Here is a 19702-nt window from a genome sequence, read left to right as displayed (position 1 = left end):
AGGACAGCTTAAGCTTCCTGTGCTACAATCCCGCCGCTATTTAGCGTTACAAAACAAGAGAAATTATGACCGCACTGAATGTATTAATTTATCCCGACGAACACTTGAAAGTTGTTTGCAAACCCGTCACCGACGTGAATGACGAAATCCGTAACATTGTGGATGATATGTTCGACACCATGTATCAGCAAGAAGGTATTGGTTTGGCTGCGCCGCAAGTGGATATTTTGCAACGTATTGTCACTATCGATATCGAAGGCGACAAGCAACACCAGCTGGTATTGATTAACCCTGAAATTCTGGCCTCTGAAGGCGAAACCGGTATCGAAGAAGGGTGCCTATCGATTCCCGGCTTTCGCGCCTTGGTGCCGCGTAAAGAAAAAGTGAAGGTAAAAGCGCTGGATCGTAACGGCAAAGAATTTACCCTAGATGCGGACGGCTTACTGGCCATTTGTATTCAACACGAAATCGATCATCTTAACGGTATTTTGTTTGTGGATTATCTTTCTCCGCTGAAACGTCAACGAATTAAAGAAAAGTTGCTGAAATACAAAAAGCAGCTTGCGAAAAACGAATAACTAACGAAAGTGCGGTTGTCTCGACCGCACTTTTAACTTTTCCTCTTGCCGCTTAGCAAAGGAAACGCCGAAAGCGGAAAAACGCGACTTCAATGCGGTGCTGATCGGCGACTTCGTCGCAACACGCCTTATTACGAAGCCGCGGCGAAAGCCACTTCAATGCGGTGCTCCGGCGCACTTCCTCGGCAAGTCAGTTGCCCGCGACACACGATAAATCGCGCACCGTTTACCTGAACCATAACGCAGAATATGATGAAACCACTCAATATTATCTTCGCCGGCACGCCGGATTTTGCTGCACAGCATTTGCAAGCGCTTCTCAATTCCCGACACAATGTGATTGCGGTTTATACGCAGCCCGATAAACCCGCCGGCCGCGGCAAAAAATTGCAAGCAAGCCCGGTGAAACAGCTTGCAGAACAACATAACATTCCGCTTTATCAGCCGAAATCCCTCCGTCAAGAAGCCGCACAGGCCGAACTTAACGCGCTTAATGCGGATGTGATGGTTGTGGTGGCGTACGGTTTGATTTTACCGAAAGCGGTGCTGGATGCGCCGCGTTTAGGCTGTTTGAACGTGCACGGTTCAATTCTTCCGCGTTGGCGCGGTGCGGCACCGATTCAGCGCGCTATTTGGGCGGGCGATGCACAAACCGGCATTACCATTATGCAAATGGACGAAGGTTTAGATACCGGCGATATGCTACATAAGGTTTATTGCGAGATTTTGCCGACGGAAACTTCCGGCGACCTTTACCATAAATTAGCGCAATTAGCGCCACCGGCATTAATCGATGTATTGGATCACTTAGAAAACGGTAAATTTAGCGCCGAAAAACAAGATGATGGGCAAAGTAACTACGCCGACAAACTTTCCAAAGAAGAAGCGAAATTGGACTGGGCGCTTCCCGCTGCGCAGCTTGAACGCAACATTCGCGCTTTTAATCCTTGGCCGATGGCGTATTTTTCCGCAACAGACCAAGAAGGTCATCCGCAAACCTTGAAAGTGTATCAAGCGGAAGTGTTGCCGCATCAAGAGAAACCCGCCGGCACGATTTTACGAGCCGATAAAAGCGGTATTCAAATTGCCACTGCCGACGGCGTGTTAAATCTTTTGCAATTACAGCCGGCCGGCAAAAAACCGATGTCGGCACAAGATTTATTAAATGGCCGCGCAGCATGGTTTCCGCTTAATAAAACCTTAGGGTAAGGTGCTTGCCTAATGAAAAAATCCCATTTAGTTAAAAAGCCTCATTCAACAATATCGGCAAAAACAGCAACTCAAACCGCCGCACCCTCAACCCGTGCTATCGCCGCCCAAGTCGTTTTGCAAGTGTTAGACGAAGGCCAATCCCTTTCTGCACTCATTCCGCCACTTCAACAAACCGTAAAAGCGCAAGATTTGCCGTTGCTGCAAGAAATTTGTTTCGGTGTGTGTCGCGTGTTGCCGCGCTTGGAACAAATCATCAAGCATTTGGTGGATAAACCGCTCAAGGGCAAAGCACGCATCGTGCATTGCTTATTGTTGGTCGGTTTGTATCAATTAGTTTATCTGCGCGTGCCGACCCATGCTGCGGTGGACGAAACGGTGAACGCCGCTAAATCTTTAAAAACCGAGTGTTGGCGCGGTTTGGTGAATGCCGTATTGCGTCGATTTTTACGCGAACAACGTGATATTTTGGCGGTGGTGGATAAGAATTGGCAAACGCTGCATCCTGAATGGTTTGTCGATAAATTGAAAAAAAACTATCCGAATTGGCGTGCAATTATTGAGGCGAACAATCAAAAGCCGCCCATGTGGTTGCGCGTTAACGAACAAAAATACACCCCGGAAACCTATCGCGCATTACTTGCGGAACAAGGTATTGAAGCTAATACGGCCGCTCATCCGAATGCCCTTTGTTTAAGCGCGCCCAATGCGGTGCTGAAATTACCCCTCTTCGCCGAGGGTGCGGTAACGGTGCAAGATTTAAGCGCGCAATGGGCGGCGACGTTGCTCGAAGCTAAAAATGACGAATGGATTTTAGATGCTTGTGCCGCGCCGGGCGGCAAAACCACCCATATTTTAGAATTGGCGCCGCAAGCCAAGGTGATCGCACTGGACGTGGAAGCGCATCGCTTAAAACGGGTGGAGGAAAATCTTGCGCGTTTGCATCAACGGGCAATGGTCATTTGCGGCGATGCGAGTCGTCCCGACGAATGGTTGGCGCAAATCGACCAACGTACGCTGCTGTTTGACCGCATTTTGCTTGATGCGCCTTGTTCGGCGACAGGCGTGATTCGCCGCCATCCGGATATCAAATGGCTGCGTCAAGCAACGGATATCGCGCAGTTGGCGGAATTACAGAACAAAATTCTTCACGCGCTGTGGGCGAAACTCAAACCAAACGGCATTTTGCTGTACGCTACCTGTTCCGTGTTGCCGGAAGAAAACCGCGAGCAAATTCAAACCTTTTTGAACCAACAGGCGGATGCCGAATTACTGCCTTTGCCGTTTACCGATGAGAAAAGTGCGGTAGGTTTCCAGTTTATTCCAACAGAAAATGGCGGCGACGGCTTTTATTACGCCAAACTGCGTAAACGTGCCTAGGGGGCGAAATGTTCGCTAAAATCGATGTGATTATTCCTTGTTATAACGCTGAGCGCACCTTATCGCGCGCGGTACAATCAGTGATCGGACAAGTTTGTTTAGGCAAACTTTGGCTGATTGACGATGCGTCTACGGACAACACGCTGGCGTTGGCCAAACAGTGGGCGGCGCGTTATCCCGAACAAATCTTCGTTGAAGCAATGCCGCACAACGGTGGCGTGGCAAAAGCGCGCAATTGGGGTGCCTTGCAATCCGACAACGAATTCATCGCGTTTTTAGATGCGGACGACGCTTACGAAACCGGAGCGTTGGAAACGGCGGCAGCCACCTTTTATTTCCAACCTGATACCGCATTGGTTCGCCTTGCTTTAAAGCCGATCGATTTGCCGGCGTGTTATGCCGAACAGCCAAATTTTGAGTTCGCTTGGCAACATATGCGTATGACTTGTGGCGGCAATACGGTATTTCGCCGCGCCTTTTTGTTGGCCTGTGGCGGTTTTCCGCAAAACGACTTATTTCGCCAACTTGGCGGTGAAGACGGCGCACTCGGCATCGCCACAACAAAAATCGCCAAAGTCGCTACGTTGTTCGGTGAACCGGGCGTGTTGCATTATTGCCGTGCCGGAATGCATGCCGAGCGCTTGTTGAATGCGGTGCTGTTTCAGCAACCCGTGGAAGGTGTAACGGCACGAGAAATGGCGCAAGCCGAGGAGGTGACCGATAAAATTTGTCGGCAAGTCGAGGCGTTAAAATGTGCGCTGAATTCGCCGCAAATCGGCATTTGTCCCCTTGAGATCACAAGGAGTGAAATATGAAAATTATGATTTTAGGCGCCGGGCAAGTGGGCACGACGCTGGCGGAAAGTTTGGTTAGCGAAGACAACGACATCACGCTGGTGGATAACGAATCGGCGCAACTGCAAGCGTTGCAGGAAAAGCACGATTTACGCGTGGTTCAAGGTTCGCCTTCATCACCGAAGGTGTTGCGCGACGCGGGCGCGGCGGACGCGGATTTGATGGTGGCGGTCACCGCCTCGGACGAAATCAATATGGTGGCCTGTCAAATGGGCTACACGCTGTTCAACACCCCAACACGCATTGCGCGTATTCGCAATTCCGAATATTTGCGTGAAAAAGACAAGCTGTTTAATGATGAAAACATTCCTATTGATCACTTGATTTCGCCGGAAAATTTGGTGACAGAAGAAATCACGCGTTTAATCGCTTATCCCGGAGCCTTGCAAGTGGCGCACTTCGCTCAAAATCGCATCAGCATAGTGGTGGTGAAAGCTTATTACGGCGGTGCCTTGGTGGGGCATGCATTGTCGGCGTTTAAACAACATATGCCGCATATTGATTGCCGCATTGTGTCGATTTTGCGTAACGACAAAGCCATTCGGCCGCAAGGTTCAACCATTATCGAAGCAGGTGACGAAATCACCTTTATTTGCGCAACGGAACACATTAAAGCGGTGATTAGCGAGTTACAGCGGTTGGAAAAACCGTACAAACGCGTGATGATTGTCGGTGGTGGGAATATTGCCGCGGGCGTGGCGAAGCGATTGGAAGATCATTGCGCGGTGAAATTGATTGAACGCAATGGAGAACGCGCGCTAATGTTGGCGGAAAAGCTATCAAAAACGCTGGTATTTCACGGCGATGCGTCCGATCAAAATTTGTTATTTGAAGAACATATCGAAACCGTTGATGTGTTCCTTTCCTTGAGCAGCGATGACGAAGCCAATATTATGTCCGCCTTGCTGGCGAAACGTTTAGGGGCGCAAAAAGCGATGGTGTTGATTCAACGCATGGCGTATATCAATTTGATTCAAGGCGGCACCATAGATATTGCCGTTTCGCCGCAACAAGCGACCATTTCCGCTTTGCTCGGGCACGTGCGTAAAGGCGACGTGAAAAATGTAGCCAGTTTACATCACGGCATTGCCGAAGCGATTGAAATCGTTGCACACGGCGATGTCAATACGTCCAATATCGTGGGTAGAAGCATACGTGATCTTCGTTTGCCGATCGGTTGCATTATCGGTGCGATTTTACGTAATAACGACGTGTTGATTGCACGTAAAAACCTCGAGATTCAGGACGGTGATCACGTAGTCATTTATTTAAGCGACAAGAAAAATGTGTCCGACATTGAGAAACTGTTCCAGCCGAGTTCATTCTTTCTTTAACGAGGTTTACTTTTTAAGTCAACTTCATATAATACGCCTCCTCTTAATTTAACTAAAAAGGACAATTCAATGAGTTTTATCAAGGAATTCCGCGAATTTGCGATGCGCGGTAATGTGGTCGATATGGCCGTCGGGGTAATTATCGGCGGTGCATTCGGCAAAATCGTCAGTTCTCTCGTGGGCGACGTGGTAATGCCGGTATTGGGCATCTTAACCGGCGGCGTAGATTTCAAAGATCTGAAATTAGTGTTAGAACCGGCAAACGGCGACATTCCGGCGGTAACCTTAAACTATGGTATGTTTATCCAAAACGTTTTTGACTTTATCATTATCGCATTCGCCATATTCATGATGGTGAAAGGCATCAACAAACTGAAAAAACCGGCGGAAAAAGTCGCGGAACCGACCAACGAAGAAAAATTGCTTGCGGAAATTCGCGATTTATTAAAAAAATAATCTCTGAAAAAAGAAAGTCGGCCAATGCCGACTTTTTTATTATTCAATGATATAATCTTTACGGTTAATTAGTTTAATTTACTGCTTAACATATTGTATTAATTGAATTTTTAATATATTTACTTAAGATAAACATTATTTAAATACAAATAACCTATCTATTTTTTATGCAAAAAATCCATTTATCCCAACTTGTTTTATCTGTTTTTATTTCGGGTTTATCTTCAATTGCATTAGCCGCACCCTCCACTCCCTCCACCGCCGAAAAGCAATTCAGTGCCCGCCAACAGCAACAACAAACCGCGCTTGATGCGGAAATTCAAGCGCAGCAAGTGCAAAATCCAAACGTGCACTTGGAAAGCGAAAAAACGAAATCTGTTGCTTTTCCGGTCAACGAAGCACCATGCTTTCCAATTAATCAACTGGTTCTCACCGATTTTAATGCCGATGCCGATGCCGATGCCGATGCCGGTGCTGATGCTGATGTCAATGCCAATGCCAATGCCGATACCGCCCAACCCGCCAATGCGGTGCTCAAAACGGCATCTAAACCGCTGCAACGGATTCAACCAAGCCGTTTTTCTTGGGCCTTGCAGGCCGCCTATGCCGAAGGTGATTTTGCTCTGCCGGTCTGTATCGGTTCGCAAGGTATTAATGTGCTGTTGCGTCGCATTCAAAATCAGCTGATTGATGATGGCTTTGTAACCACGCGCGTGGTGGTGGCGCCACAAGATTTGCGTTCGGGAAGGTTAGTGCTCACGGTGATTCCGGGCAAAGTCGGGCGCATTCAATTACAAGACCGAAGCGCGATTCCCTTTGCTACGCGCGGCACTTTGTGGTTTGCCATGCCGATAGCACAAGGCGATATATTAAATGTGCGCGATATTGAGCAAGGCCTGGAAAATTTAAAACGCGTGCCGAGTGCGGAGAGCGACATTGAATTGACGCCTACCGACTCGGTAGGCGAAACGGACGTGGTGATTCAATATAAACAAAGCCTGCCTTTTCATTTAACCCTTGGTTTAGACGATGCCGGCACAAAGACAACCGGACGTTTGCAAGGCTCGGCAACCTTTTCTTGGGACAATGCGCTGCGCTTAAATGACCTGTTTTACCTTAGCGGCACGCGCAGTTTCAAACGCGACAGTGACAAAGCCGAAGGCGATTACGGCAGCAAAAATGTCAGCCTGTATTATTCGATTCCTTGGCAAAATTATTTATTCGCCCTTTCCGGCTCGCGTTACACTTATCATCAAACTGTTGCCGGCGCCTTTGAATCCTACACCTATTCCGGCGAAAGCCGACAAATGAAAGCGAATTTAAGCCGTTTGATTACCCGTGGCAGTCAACACAAAACCTATCTCAATGCGGCGCTGTGGGCGCGCCAATCGTCCAATTACATCAATGACACCGAAATCGAAGTACAACGCCGTCGAACGGCCGGCTGGGAAGTGGGACTAAGCCATACGCAATATCTCGGGCAGGCCACGCTTCAACTTACCGCCAATTACAAACGCGGCACCGGTGCCCATCGCGCCCTGCGCGCCCCGGAAGAAGCCTTCGGCGAAGGCACTTCCCGAATGCAAATTCTCACCGCTTCACTCGATTTCACCTACCCCTTCAGCATTCACAACCAAGCCTTTCGTTTTAACACCAACTGGAACGCCCAATGGCACCTTACGCCATTGGTGCAACAAGACAAATTCAGCCTTGGCGGGCGTTACAGCGTGCGCGGCTTTGACGGTGAACTGACCTTGTCCGGCGAACGCGGCTGGCTGTGGCGTAATGAATTGGCATGGAACGTCATGAACAAAGGCCATGAGCTCTATCTCGGTCTTGACCACGGCGAAGTGCGTTCAAGCCGACCGGAATGGCAAGTGGGCAATAAATTGACCGGCGGCGTCATCGGCCTACGCGGCAAACTTTGGGGCTTAAATTACGAATATTTTGTCGGCACACCGATACGTAAACCGGAAGGATTTCGTACAAGTCATGTCACGACGGGATTCAACCTCAGTTATCGTTTTTAAATAAAAAGCATGCTCTAAGGTTCCATCTGAAATAAAGAAGAAAGAAATAAAGGAAAAAAATAATGAACAAACATCACTACAAAGTTATTTTCAGCCGCGTGTTAAATCAACCGGTGGTCGTGTCCGAATTGGCAAAAGCGCAAGGCAAAGCGGCGGATGAAAACAATCAAGCGGTGGCGGAAGGTCAAAATAGCACCGCATTGAACCTTCAAAATAGCACCGCATTGAAGTTCCAAAATGGCACCGCATTGACGCTGTCTTTAAAGCCGCTTTGTTTCGGGCTGATGTTGGCTTTGGGCTGGGTGAGTTTGTCCGAGAGCGCCTTGGCGGCGCCAAATCCGGTCGCCAATGCGGTGCCAAACGGTGCGGCGGAAATGGCCATTCGCGCCGATAAATCCGCACCAAGCAATCAACAGGCAACGATTCTGCACACGGCCAACAGCTTGCCACAAGTGAACATCCAAACGCCGAGCGCGGCGGGCGTGTCGCGTAATCAATATGCTCAATTTGACGTCGCCGAAAAAGGCGCAATTTTAAACAATGCGCGCAACGCCGCGCAAACACAGATGGCCGGCTGGGTGCAGGGCAACCCGAATTTGGCGCGCGGCGAAGCGAAAGTGATTTTAAACGAAGTGAATTCGGCAAATCCGAGCCGCTTAAAAGGTTATGTGGAAGTGGCGGGGCGAAAAGCCGATGTAGTGATTGCCAACCCGAACGGCATTGCGTGCGACGGCTGCGGCATCATCAATGCCGGCAGAGCAACAATGACGACGGGCCGCGCACAAATGGAAAACGGCGAATTAAAAGGCTTTGAAGTCAAAGGCGGCAAGCTTAGCGTCGGCAGCAACGGGCTGGACAACCGCCAAGCCGATTATACCGACATCATCGCCGAACGGGCGCAAATTGACGGCGGCCTGTGGGCGAACAAAGGCATTAAAGTCACCACCGGCCAAAACAAAGTCGACAAGAATAATCAAAGCGTCGTGTACGTTGGCGACCACGTGAACGCCCCAAATAGCACCGCATTGAACCCTCAAAATAGCACCGCATTGAACGCGGAGGACGCCGAAAACCCAGTTTACAGCGTGGACGTCAGCCACCTCGGCGGTATGTACGCCGAGAAAATTACGCTGGTGGATAACGGCACGGGTTTAGGCGTACGCAATGCCGGCCATATCGGCGCCTCGGCAGGCAATGTGCAAATTGACAGCCAAGGGCGAATTGTCAACGAAGGCACCCTCAGCGCAACCCAACAAGCAGACCTCCAAACCAAAGGCGACATTCAAAATAGCGGTAAAATTGAAACCAAACATGGCAAGATTCAATTAGCTTCCCAAAGCAATGTCGAACAGCATGGTTCGCTTATCGCTCAACACGCCGGCGTGGCAATTCAAGCCAAAGCGCAAATAAAGCAAAGCGGCGAAACGGCAGCGAAAGGCAACATTGAATATCAAGCGAAAGCCATTTCCGCTTCAAAAAATGCGCGCATTGCCGCCGGTGTCAATTCCGTTGAACAAAACGGCCAAACCGTTCGCACGCTTGATGCTGCCCATCCGCATGGCAGCGACATTAGATTAAACGCCGAGGAAAAAGTCATTTCACAAGGTCGACACATTGCCTCGGGGAAAATCAAAGTTGAAGCCGACGAAATCAAGCTCGACCACAGCCAAAGCGTGGGGCACGATATTGCCGTCAATTCAAAACAAGCGAATTTAAACCTTAATCACGCCCATATTTATGCGACCGATAAACTGGATTTAGCTACACCGAACACGCTTTCTACAAAGGCAAGCCAACTTAATGCGAATGCCATTGCCACAAATCAGCAAAATTTAAATAACCAAGGCGGAACTTGGGTACAACGCGGTACAAATGAGCTTAGGCTTCAAGCCGACCGCATCGACAATCAAGCGGCTAATATCGCGACCCAAGGGCGTTTATCGGTTAATGCTCAAGAGATTAATAACCGACAAGGTCAGCTCGTCAGTTTGGGCGGACAACAAATTCGCGCGGTAAATCTGTTCAATTCGGAAGGAAAAATGCTTTCCGGCGCTCATCAACAAATTGATGTGACGCAATTAGAGAATCGACGTGGGGCCATTTCCGCTCAAGGCAATCAGCAAATTGAGGTTCAGCAACAAATTGATAATCGCGAAGGGCGTATTAATGGCGTGACGAGTCGCATTCAGGTTGACTCTCTGGATAATCGCCAGCAAGGATTACTGCTGTCCTCGGCAGGCCTTGTCCTGCACGTAACTGCTGATTTAAATAATGCGCAAGGCATGATTAAAGGTACGACAAATACCGACATTGTCGCTCGATCGCTTAACAATGAAAATGGATTGATTTATGGCGATGAAGATGGACGAATTCAGGTAAATAATGAAATAAATAACCGAGATGGCGGCAAAATTATCAGCCTTGGTAAGCTGTCTATTCAATCTGATCGGTTTGATAATCGCGGTGGGGTTGTTCAGGTTGCCGAAACGTTGAATTTATCGATGCCGACTATTTTGAATAATAAAGTCGGAGAATCCGGCTCTTTTATTCAGGCGGGCAATGTAACGATCCATACGCAGAATATTAATAACGAAGACACAAAAAATTCCGCCGGGAACGTCATTACGCAGGGAATTTCAGCCAACAACCTCAAGTTAAATGCGCAAGCAGTGAATAATACCGAGGGGGGAATTTATGTGCAAAATGCAGGGCGACTAAATGTAGCACAAGCCTTCAATAATCAAAAAGGTGAAGTCTTAACGTGGGGAAATGCGGAAATTAATGGCGAAAATCTTGTGATTAATAACGATGACGGACGTTTGCAGGCCGGCAATATTTTAGCGATGCATGCGCGTTCGATTAGCGAAGACGGTCATTTAGAAGCCGATAAACTGCGTTTGACGCTACAGCATGATTTTAATACCAAGCGCGATATTAATGCCGAGACCGAATTTACCCTGAATACCGCAGGTAACGTACGAAATAATCATAAACTTTCCGCTGCTGAGCAGCTGACCATTAATGCGCAAAATGTGGATAACCAAGAAAACGGGCGGTTAAGCAGCGGTGAAACCCGTGTAACGGCAGTGGGCAACGTCACGAACCGCGGTTTAATCAATTCGTTTTCTGATGAAGACAACAGTAAAACCGTGATTAAAGCCGCTCACCTTGATAACTTGGGAAGCGGACGTATTTACGGCGATCATGTTGCCCTTCAAGCCGACAAAATTGAAAACCGTGATGAACGTGATGCGAATGGGAAAGTGAATTCGGCGACCATTGCCGGTCGTCAAAAAGTTGTGCTTGCCGGCAAAGCGATCATTAATGACACGGCAATTTACGAAGCGGACAAAAAAGGTGGTACCACCATTTACAGTGGCGGTCAAATTGAATTTGGTGAGCATTTAAATGCTGAAGATCAAGCCGAAGGCGAGGCGGACGTACTTCGCAATCAAAGCGCTATCATCGAAGCGGAAGACCGCATGGGGCTTAATCACGTTAAACAAACCTTTAATACGAATACGCATTTCGGCACCGCATTGGCGGAGTACCCTGACGAAGGCAATAAAAATGAAGTCGAATATGTGATGGTCGGAGTCAACGGCACGAATTTTAATGCGGGTGGCAAAGTGAAAATGGATCGCTTTGATCAACGTCGTACGCCGGGGAAAAATAAAGCCGGGGTTTACGATCTCGTTTGGAACACCCATCTCGAACGCAAGCTGTCCGATGACGAACTTGATGCCGGTTATATTCCGCCGGCTAACCAAAACGCGTGTGCTAAGTCTGATCCATCGCTTTGTTATGTCAAACCGTCCACGGTTTATGACGGCAATTACGGCATTTGGCAACGTTTCGGTGTTGATGTGCCGAAAGATGCGCCAAAGGTTGAAAACCTACCGAGTATTCGTGCCGAGCCAACAAAGCCGAAGGCATTAAACAAACGACAGGCGAGAAATCCCGTCCGTAAAGCGCAATATGACGAAGCGATGGCAAAATACACGGCGGAAATGGTGGCTTATCGGCAAGATATCACGCGCTACAATGAAGCGTTAAAAGATTATACGGATTGGGCAGAAAAAAACGCCGAGGCGTTTAATCAACTTAATCAGCGAATTCAAGCAAGTAATGGCAAGTTGCCAGACCATTATCGGGATCGCTGGACGATGCAGGTAAAAGAAGAAAAAGTCATTAAAACAACCGTGACCCAATCCTTACCCGGACAGATTCTCGCAGGTGGCGATATTGAATTGGGCGATAGCTATCTTGAAAACGATAAAAGTACCCTGATTGCCGGCGGACTGCTTCATAAGGCAAACGGCGAGCTCAGCAATTTGGATGAAAAAGGCATTGAATCCCGTCAATTGTATGGCACGGCGAAATGGGTGCACCCGAGATGGCGCGGCAAACTCAAAGGCTGGCGTTGGTACGGTGATAACTACAACGATGTCGTTAAACGTCGCGAAGAAAACAAATCTTTTGATATGAATCTTTTCACCGCATTGACGCAGGCGAATAAACAAACGGCGAATCCTTTTTATACAGATCAATCCGAGCACAAAATAAAACAACATAACGGCGTCGAACTAACCGACTTAACGCCGATGAAAGTCCGATATGCGGACAAACCGGCAGGTTTACAACAAATCGACAGCCGGTGGGATGATCGTTTGGAAATTCGCACGATTCAACCGGATAGCCGTTTGCCGACACAAAGCCTGTATCGAATTAATCCGACCGCGACAGGCCGACCGATTATCGAAACCGATCCGGCCTTTACCAATAAAAATCGTTGGTTAAGCTCTGATTATATGTTCAATCAATTGCGCAGCGATCCGCAAAATATGCTGAAACGCTTAGGTGATGGCTATTATGAACAACGCTTGGTGCGTGAACAAATGAATCGCTTAACAGGTCGCCATTTCGGTGGCAATAACCGCACTTTTGAGGAACAGTACAAAGCCTTAATGGATGCGGGTGTAACCTTTGCACAGAAATTTAATCTCACCGTCGGCATTAGTTTAACACCGGCGCAAACGGCGCAATTGACTTCCGATATTGTCTGGCTGGAAAAACAAACGGTGACGTTGCCAAGCGGCAAACAAGTGGAAGCGTTAGTTCCTCGTGTTTATGCTGTGGTGAAAAAAGGCGATTTAGACGGCAATGGCACCTTGATTTCAGCGGAGAAACTCTATGTAAAAGGTACTGAATTTATCAATCAAGGCACAATCGCCGGCAAAGATTTCACCGACATCAATACGGAAAACTTCAAAAATAGCGGCAAATTGAGCGGTGGAGTATTAAATGTTACGGCAGCGGGGCAGCTTGAAAATATCGGCGGTACATTAGAAGCCGATCGCGCCATGCTGCTGCGCGCAATGGGCGATTTCATTCATCGTTCAACCACGCAAACCAATGAAATTAAAGCACACGGCCTTAGCCGCACGGAAACCAATCTTGACCGCAATGCCTTGTTATACGTCAGAGGCGAAAACGGCGTATTAAGCGTCAGTGCCGACAACATTACGCTAGATGGTGCCCAAGTGCTTAATGAGGGCAAAGGATTAACCTTACTGGATGCCAAAAATGGCTTGAATCTGACTGCGCTTTCTGTGGGTTATGATGAAAAATTAGGTCAGTCCAATAGTTATCGTAATGCGAATTTGCAGGATGTGGTGACTTCTTCCGTGAAAGGACGCGGTGATGTGCAATTACAAGCTAAAAACATCCATACAGATGGCGGAGAGCTTGAGGCGGCACAACGTCTCACACTGATTGCGGAAAACGATGCGGTGCTCGGCGCGGCGGACAAAACGGCAACTCTTGAACAATACGCTAAAACCAAAAGCCGCGGATTCCTCTCCTCCCATTCTTCCGAACGCTACACTTATGACAAACTCAGTGTCCACGAAGCCACCCGACTTCAAGGTAAAAATATCGAATTAAGTGCCAAACATGAGATTCGCTTACAAGGCACACAAGCAAAAGCGACGGAAAACCTGGTTGCAACGGCCGGCGGCGAAATCAATGTTGATACGCTGATGAACCGTCATGCAAGCGTAAATTGGGAAAAACATAAAAAATCCGGCTTAAGCCGCGCTTTTTCCGGTGGTGTTGCGCAAATCGGCTATCAACGCAGTAAATCTGATTTTGATGCCAAAGGTTATGATGAAACCGTTATCGGCAGTCAACTTGCCACTGAACAGGGCGATTTAACCTTGAACGCCCGAAAAGACATCAAGGTGAATGCTTCGCGCTTGGCTTCAGGCGGCGATATGATGCTTTCGGCTAAAAATGTGTCATTCAATGCGGTGCTCGAACGGCATGACGACGAAATTCACCGCAAACAAAAGGCAAGCGGTTTGGGGCTAGGTTTTGTATATGGGCCGGAAAGTCGGGCGAAAGAAAATTATCGCCAAAAAGAAGCGCAAGGCAGCGCCAATACGCTGGTCGGCAAAGGCCTGACGGCACAGGAGGCGGTAAGCGATGCGGCGGAATCTACGGCGCGCGGTTTGCAACCTTATTTGCGTCACAATCAATATCAATCGCACAAGTTCACGCAAAAAGACGAAGCCAAAATCAGCGAATTGGACGCCGGCGGAAAGCTTTCCATGCAGGCGCGTGAAGGTAATATACTCAGCCAAGGCGGTCGAATTTCGGCGGAGGGCGATGCGCAGTTTATCGCTAAAAACAATGTCGAGTTTGGTACCGCCACCCACACCCAAGGACAACAGGCAAACAGCCGTCAAAAAGGCTTTAGCGCGGACGGTTTAAATAAATATGTGGCCGGCGTACATCTGCAACATGAAAACGGCAACACGGCGATGGTGCAGGAAACGGGCGGCAGCCTTTCCATTGGTGGTAACAGCACCACCATTGCCGAACAGGGAGACATTATCTTGAAGGGCACCGCATTGGTGGCGCAAGGTCACAATCGCCTACAAGCCAACGAAGGCAACATTACGTTATTGACCGCCGAAACCCGTGACGACAGCCGTCAGGCGCGCAAAGGCCATGCTATCGGCGAAGCGGTGATATCGGATACCGAACGCTTCTTTGGTTACAACCGCACGCGCATGAATCAAAGCGGTGAGCGTGTTGTCCACCAAGGTAGCCAATTGACGAGCCTTAATGACAGCATTGAAGTTTACGCGGGCAAAAATTACCGACAAACGGCAAGTGATGTATTGGCGAAAGACCGCGTTAACATCAACGCACAAAATATCACCATGAATAACGCATTCAATCACCAAGCGAATAGCCAAAGCGAAAGCGATTTAAAAATCGGCCAGTTCGCCCGCGTGAAATCGCCGATAATCGATTTACTCAACACCATCGAAAGTGCGGTAAAAAACAAAAAAGCGTCCGACCGCTTGAATGCAGCCAATGCCATGAGCATTGCGGCGCAAGGCTATAACGTTTATGACTTGGTGAGCCGCAACCTAAAAGGTAACCCGAAAGACAGCACGTATTTGCTACGTATCGAATCGGGCAGTGGCGTAGCGCACAGTCGCCAAAGTCAAGCGGGGCTGGCCGATATCAGCGTGGGTAATCGCATTAACGCCAAAGATATTGCCCTCATTGCACGAGGTGATGACGCCCAAAAGACAAATGAAAAAGGCGAACAAAAACTCGGCGACATCAACCTCACGCACACCGACCTAACAAGCAGAGATGCCCACGGGCACCGCATTGAAGGCAGTCAAATCAACCTGACCGGCCACGAACTGAATATCCTGGCGGGTGAAAGCCGCACCCAATTTAAAGCCCGCAATCAAAGTGTCGGCGTTGAAGTAGGAGTTGCCGCCACACTCGGCGCACAAACCGGCGTAGGTGTGTATGCAAGAGTGGGCGCAAGCTCGGGCAAAGAAGACGGCGAAAGCAAAACTTACCAAGCGAGCCACTTAGAGGCACAAACCGTGGCTTTAAACAGCCAAGGGGATACCAACCTGCTGGGGAGTCAAATCAAAGGCAATACCATCACGACTAATGTAGGCGGTAAGCTCAACATTGAAAGCCTTCAAGACGAAGAACACTTTAAAACCAAATCAAGCGGAGGCGGTTTAGAAGTGGAATTCGGCTTTGGCAACAACTGGAGCGCAAGCGGTTACGGCAACGCCTCAAGCGGCAAAACCTCGAGAAAACAAGTGAAGGAGCAAGCAGGGATTTTTGCTGAAGAGGGTGGTTACCATATTGATGCCAAAGATGTTCACTTAAAAGGCGCCGTGATTGCAAGCACCAATGCGCAAAACAGCACGCTTAAAACCAACACACTGACCTTTGAAGACATTCAAAATGAATCAAGCAGTAAAGCGGCTAGCGCAAGTATTAGCGGCAGCATCAAAGAATCGAAAGAAAAATGGGTGGATAACGAAACGGGAGAAAAGGTCAAACCGCACAGCCCAAATAGTACCTTTATTCCAAGCCAACGCAGTGGCGGTTTAAGCCCGGGCTTGCCGATGTTGCAACAAAGCAGCGACAGCTCAATCACGAAAGCCACATTGACGGAAGGGGCGGTTATCTTGAATAAAGATACTCATCCTACTCAAACGACAGCAAAAGAGTTAGGCATCAATACAGACCTTGCCCAAGCTAACAATCAAGTGGCACAGACGAAAGATGTAAAAGCACAAATTCAAGAGCAGCAACAAATTGCTACTGCCGTGGGACATGTGAAAAGTGCGGTGGAGACTTATACCTCCAACCAACGGGAAGCGGCAGAACAGGAGGTTAGACGTTTAAAATCACACTTGGCAACAGCCGAATCACAGGGTAATCAACAAGCGATTAATAAGCTCAAAGATGAACTTATCCAAGCCGAAACTCAAGCCGAAAATTGGGGAACGGGCGGTAGTACTAAACGCGCCATTGACGCCATCACTAATGCGGGTCTAATTGCACTTAGTGGCGGCAGAACACAAAGTGTAGCCACCGCAGCGGCTTCACCTTATGTGAATCAGCTTATTAAAAAAGCCACAGAAGATTATCCGGCATTAAACATCCCGACTCATATTTTATGGGGCGCAGTGGAAGCCGAACTGACGGGCGGTAACGCACAAACGGGGGCTATCTCCACGGCAGCCGGTGAATTGGGTGCAAGATACCTCACCGAACATCTTTACGGCAAAGAGGCGAAAGACCTGACCGAAACCGAACGTAGTCAAATTAAAGAAATGGCAAAAGCCTTGGCGGGTGTGGCCGGTGGTTTAGCGGCAGCGGGACAAGATGCTGGTGCGGTTAAGATGTTGAGTGAATCCTCCATTGGGGCGACCGTGGCGAATAATGCGGTGGAGTATAACTATCTTTTCAGACAGGAAGCGGAAGAAAAAGCGGTTTTAGCGCGAAAATTTAAAAATAATCAAGCTACCGAAGAAGAAAAAGCAAGACTTTCCTATCTTGAAAAACTGGATTCGGAAAGAGACCGTGCGATTATAAGTGCCTGTTCCAACGGTGTAAGTAGTCAGGCATGCCAGTCTTTGGTAAATGAAGCGGATTATGCCAGATTCGGTTATGAACAAAATTTAAGTTATAACCTTAAATTTAAAGAGCTTTACCCTCAGGATTATCAAAATGTAGAGGCTATTCTCAAAGGTAAAGATGCGAATTCGGTCGAGTTTGAGAAGATAGCGATTAATCTGGCAAAAGAAAATAATATGTCTTTAGCAGAGGCGAAAAGTTTCTTAAATAAAGTTTATACCTATAAAGCCTTTGCAGAATTGGTCGGAGCGGTAAGAGCAGGAACGGCATTGAATTATGCAGGAGCTAAGTTACCTAAGGGGGCTAATGCGAATGAGGTATTGCCGGTTGTTGGTAAAACTAAGGGATATGAGAATCAAGATATTCGTATTTCAAACGGGGCTGAGAATATAGCTCTTTATCCTAAATTGAAAGAACAATTAATTAAAGAAAGTTTTAAAGGTATAGCTAGTCAAGATTCTAGATTACAGGCGGTATATGATGGGTTAAATAAGGATCTTAATTATGGAATAAAAGGTATAATATCATCATCTGAATCAGATAGATTAGGAAAGCTTTGGGTTGGGGAAGGGTATTCTGAAGTTAGAAATCCTAAAGGTGAAATAATTGGTTATAATAGTCAAGATAAGCTAAGAGGATATAGAATTCCTTCAAAGAAAAATTCTCCATATGCCGAAACAGGGATTCAATCTAATTTTGAAACATATAGGATAAACCCTATTACGAATGAAAAAGAAAAAATAGGTAATGCTCACTTTAATATTAAGGATTAATTATATGAAGGGTCAGTTGAAGTTAATTATGGACAGAGATGGAGAGGTTGAATTAGAGAATTTCACTCCTTTTGATGCTCGTTTTTGTATTAATATTTTACTAGGTATTGGTTTAGATGATGAAAAAATGGACTATTTTGAACTTAAAGTATGTTCAACCAAATGGTTAGAACTAAGTAGCAAACCTATTTTATTAAGACACACATTAATTGTAGATAACTATAATTATAATGATATATTGAGGAGTATTGAATATTATATTAGCCAATGTGAAGATTCTTCTTGGAAAAATATTTCATTAAAATTATCACGTTACTTCTTATGGGAATTTGAAGATTACATTGAAGAATAAGAGTTGTTTCAAAAATATGCTGATTAAATTTATAATATCTTAGATTCTAAAGAAAACGCTGATAAAGCTAGAAATCATCCTGAAAAAATGACCGATGAAGAATGGAGCTAATTAGGCGGTTATTTACAACGTTACGCTTCAGAAAGTTTACGAAGTGGAGAAACACCAAAAGAAATTAATCAAAATCTGAAAGAAATCGTTTCGGGAAATTATATTAAAGGTTACGGTTATGCTTATGCACTCGATCCGAAATACCGCAATAGCTTACCAAGTCGCTGGACAACGGAAGGCAAGTCTGCGGAAGAAAAACTGTATGAAGAGCTAAATGCCAAATACGTTACCAATCCGAACACGATAAACAACTCGTTTGACGGACAAGTAGCGACATCGACGAAGGAGGCGTTGGAGTTGGGTTTATCTGTTTATGGTGTCGGTAAAGTACTACAAGGTACTAAAGCGATTGAAGGCATTATGTCGAATTCGACTAAGTTTACTTTAGGCGTGGCTGGGGCCGGAAGTGTAGGTAGTCAGTTAATATCCGACGGAACAGTCGATCCGAGAAGTTTGGCAATTGATTTAGCGATGGCATATTCACTTAAAGGTAAAGGCTTTGTGATAACTGTGGGAGGGAATACTGCTTCAGGGGCGTTGAATAACTATGTTACAGATAAGTCTATATCCCAGGGAGCCATAAGTAGTGGTATTGGGGCAGCTATTGGTTATGGTATGGGTAAAGCCATTGAAGTACCGTTAGATAAGAAAATCAACCCAGATTTATCATGGATCCAAATATAATCCGCTGCCTTTAAATGATAAGGTTCCTTATGTTGATGTATATAGAAGAAATATTATACCTAACATAGGAGGCGGTTTAGGGGGAGAATTAGGTAATAGATGGTTCCAATATGAATATAATAATTGGAAGGATAAAAATAATGAAAAATAAATTCTTATCTATCTTATTAATAGCTGTTATTGGAAGTTTTTTATTGAATATCTCAATATTTATAATTGCTAGGGTTATTTATAATTTTGAAAGTAATATAACTTTGTTAAATATACATTTATTAGATTATTTTAATAATGGTTTTATTGAGCGTTTAAAAATGATTGCTATGCATGTTTTTATATTTTTTTATTTCAGTTTTATGTATCTACAAAAAATAACTTTCAATAATTGTAAAAGCATCTAATCTCATCTATTAAATAAGAAATTACCAGATTTAACATGGTTTAAATATAATTCTCAGCCCCCCTGA

Annotated in this window: 11 protein-coding genes; all 11 read left to right on the top strand. The window is 46.6% G+C overall.

The features are described from left to right. Window positions 1-65 precede the first annotated feature (65 nt). Window positions 66-578 carry a peptide deformylase gene (gene def, locus AB3F25_RS08960; protein ID WP_373603480.1) on the top strand — a complete coding sequence of 171 codons (513 nt, stop codon included), beginning with the start codon at window positions 66-68 and terminating at the stop codon, window positions 576-578. A gap of 252 nt (window positions 579-830) precedes the next feature. Beyond that, window positions 831-1787, top strand: a complete 957-nt coding sequence (fmt, locus tag AB3F25_RS08955) for a methionyl-tRNA formyltransferase (RefSeq protein ID WP_373604363.1) — start codon at window positions 831-833, stop codon at window positions 1785-1787. A gap of 12 nt (window positions 1788-1799) precedes the next feature. Further along, window positions 1800-3167, top strand: coding sequence for a 16S rRNA (cytosine(967)-C(5))-methyltransferase RsmB (gene rsmB, locus AB3F25_RS08950; RefSeq protein WP_373603479.1), 1368 nt, complete (start codon window positions 1800-1802; stop codon window positions 3165-3167). Between the two features lie 8 nt (window positions 3168-3175). Continuing rightward, window positions 3176-3982 carry a glycosyltransferase family 2 protein gene (locus tag AB3F25_RS08945; RefSeq protein WP_373603478.1) on the top strand — a complete coding sequence of 269 codons (807 nt, stop codon included), beginning with the start codon at window positions 3176-3178 and terminating at the stop codon, window positions 3980-3982. Further along, window positions 3979-5355: a Trk system potassium transporter TrkA gene (gene trkA / locus AB3F25_RS08940; protein ID WP_373603477.1), complete on the top strand. Its 1377-nt coding sequence runs from the start codon at window positions 3979-3981 to the stop codon at window positions 5353-5355. The genes AB3F25_RS08945 and trkA overlap by 4 nt, the downstream gene beginning before the upstream one ends. 69 nt (window positions 5356-5424) lie before the next feature. Next, complete coding sequence (gene mscL, locus AB3F25_RS08935) at window positions 5425-5811, top strand: large-conductance mechanosensitive channel protein MscL (RefSeq protein ID WP_373603476.1); 387 nt, start codon at window positions 5425-5427, stop codon at window positions 5809-5811. Between the two features lie 167 nt (window positions 5812-5978). Further along, the gene (locus AB3F25_RS08930; RefSeq protein WP_373603475.1) at window positions 5979-7841 is read left to right on the top strand and encodes a ShlB/FhaC/HecB family hemolysin secretion/activation protein; all 1863 of its coding nucleotides are present in this window, start codon (window positions 5979-5981) and stop codon (window positions 7839-7841) included. 62 nt (window positions 7842-7903) lie between these two features. Continuing rightward, a complete protein-coding gene (locus AB3F25_RS08925; RefSeq protein ID WP_373603474.1) occupies window positions 7904-18091 on the top strand; it encodes a hemagglutinin repeat-containing protein in 10188 nt (3395 codons plus the stop codon). A gap of 4 nt (window positions 18092-18095) precedes the next feature. Continuing rightward, on the top strand, window positions 18096-18443 hold the full coding sequence (locus tag AB3F25_RS08920; protein WP_373603473.1) for an Imm8 family immunity protein: 348 nt from the start codon (window positions 18096-18098) through the stop codon (window positions 18441-18443). Window positions 18444-18851: 408 nt separating this feature from the next. Beyond that, a complete protein-coding gene (locus AB3F25_RS08915) occupies window positions 18852-19238 on the top strand; it encodes a hypothetical protein (RefSeq protein WP_373603472.1) in 387 nt (128 codons plus the stop codon). Between the two features lie 140 nt (window positions 19239-19378). Beyond that, window positions 19379-19636 carry a hypothetical protein gene (locus AB3F25_RS08910; protein ID WP_373603471.1) on the top strand — a complete coding sequence of 86 codons (258 nt, stop codon included), beginning with the start codon at window positions 19379-19381 and terminating at the stop codon, window positions 19634-19636. The last annotated feature ends 66 nt before the right edge of the window (window positions 19637-19702 follow it).

The organism is Aggregatibacter sp. HMT-949 (genome assembly GCF_041734645.1).
Taxonomy (GTDB): domain Bacteria; phylum Pseudomonadota; class Gammaproteobacteria; order Enterobacterales; family Pasteurellaceae; genus Rodentibacter.
Note: the sequence above shows the minus strand (reverse complement) of the source record. Positions and strands in the feature narration are given on the sequence as shown.

Bases quoted from the DNA above. Each gene is read 5' to 3' on its own strand.
- def (WP_373603480.1), top strand. From the start codon at position 66: ATGACCGCACTGAATGTATTAATTTATCCCGACGAACACTTGAAAGTT.
- fmt (WP_373604363.1), top strand. From the start codon at position 831: ATGAAACCACTCAATATTATCTTCGCCGGCACGCCGGATTTTGCTGCA.
- rsmB (WP_373603479.1), top strand. From the start codon at position 1,800: ATGAAAAAATCCCATTTAGTTAAAAAGCCTCATTCAACAATATCGGCA.
- AB3F25_RS08945 (WP_373603478.1), top strand. From the start codon at position 3,176: ATGTTCGCTAAAATCGATGTGATTATTCCTTGTTATAACGCTGAGCGC.
- trkA (WP_373603477.1), top strand. From the start codon at position 3,979: ATGAAAATTATGATTTTAGGCGCCGGGCAAGTGGGCACGACGCTGGCG.
- mscL (WP_373603476.1), top strand. From the start codon at position 5,425: ATGAGTTTTATCAAGGAATTCCGCGAATTTGCGATGCGCGGTAATGTG.
- AB3F25_RS08930 (WP_373603475.1), top strand. From the start codon at position 5,979: ATGCAAAAAATCCATTTATCCCAACTTGTTTTATCTGTTTTTATTTCG.
- AB3F25_RS08925 (WP_373603474.1), top strand. From the start codon at position 7,904: ATGAACAAACATCACTACAAAGTTATTTTCAGCCGCGTGTTAAATCAA.
- AB3F25_RS08920 (WP_373603473.1), top strand. From the start codon at position 18,096: ATGAAGGGTCAGTTGAAGTTAATTATGGACAGAGATGGAGAGGTTGAA.
- AB3F25_RS08910 (WP_373603471.1), top strand. From the start codon at position 19,379: ATGAAAAATAAATTCTTATCTATCTTATTAATAGCTGTTATTGGAAGT.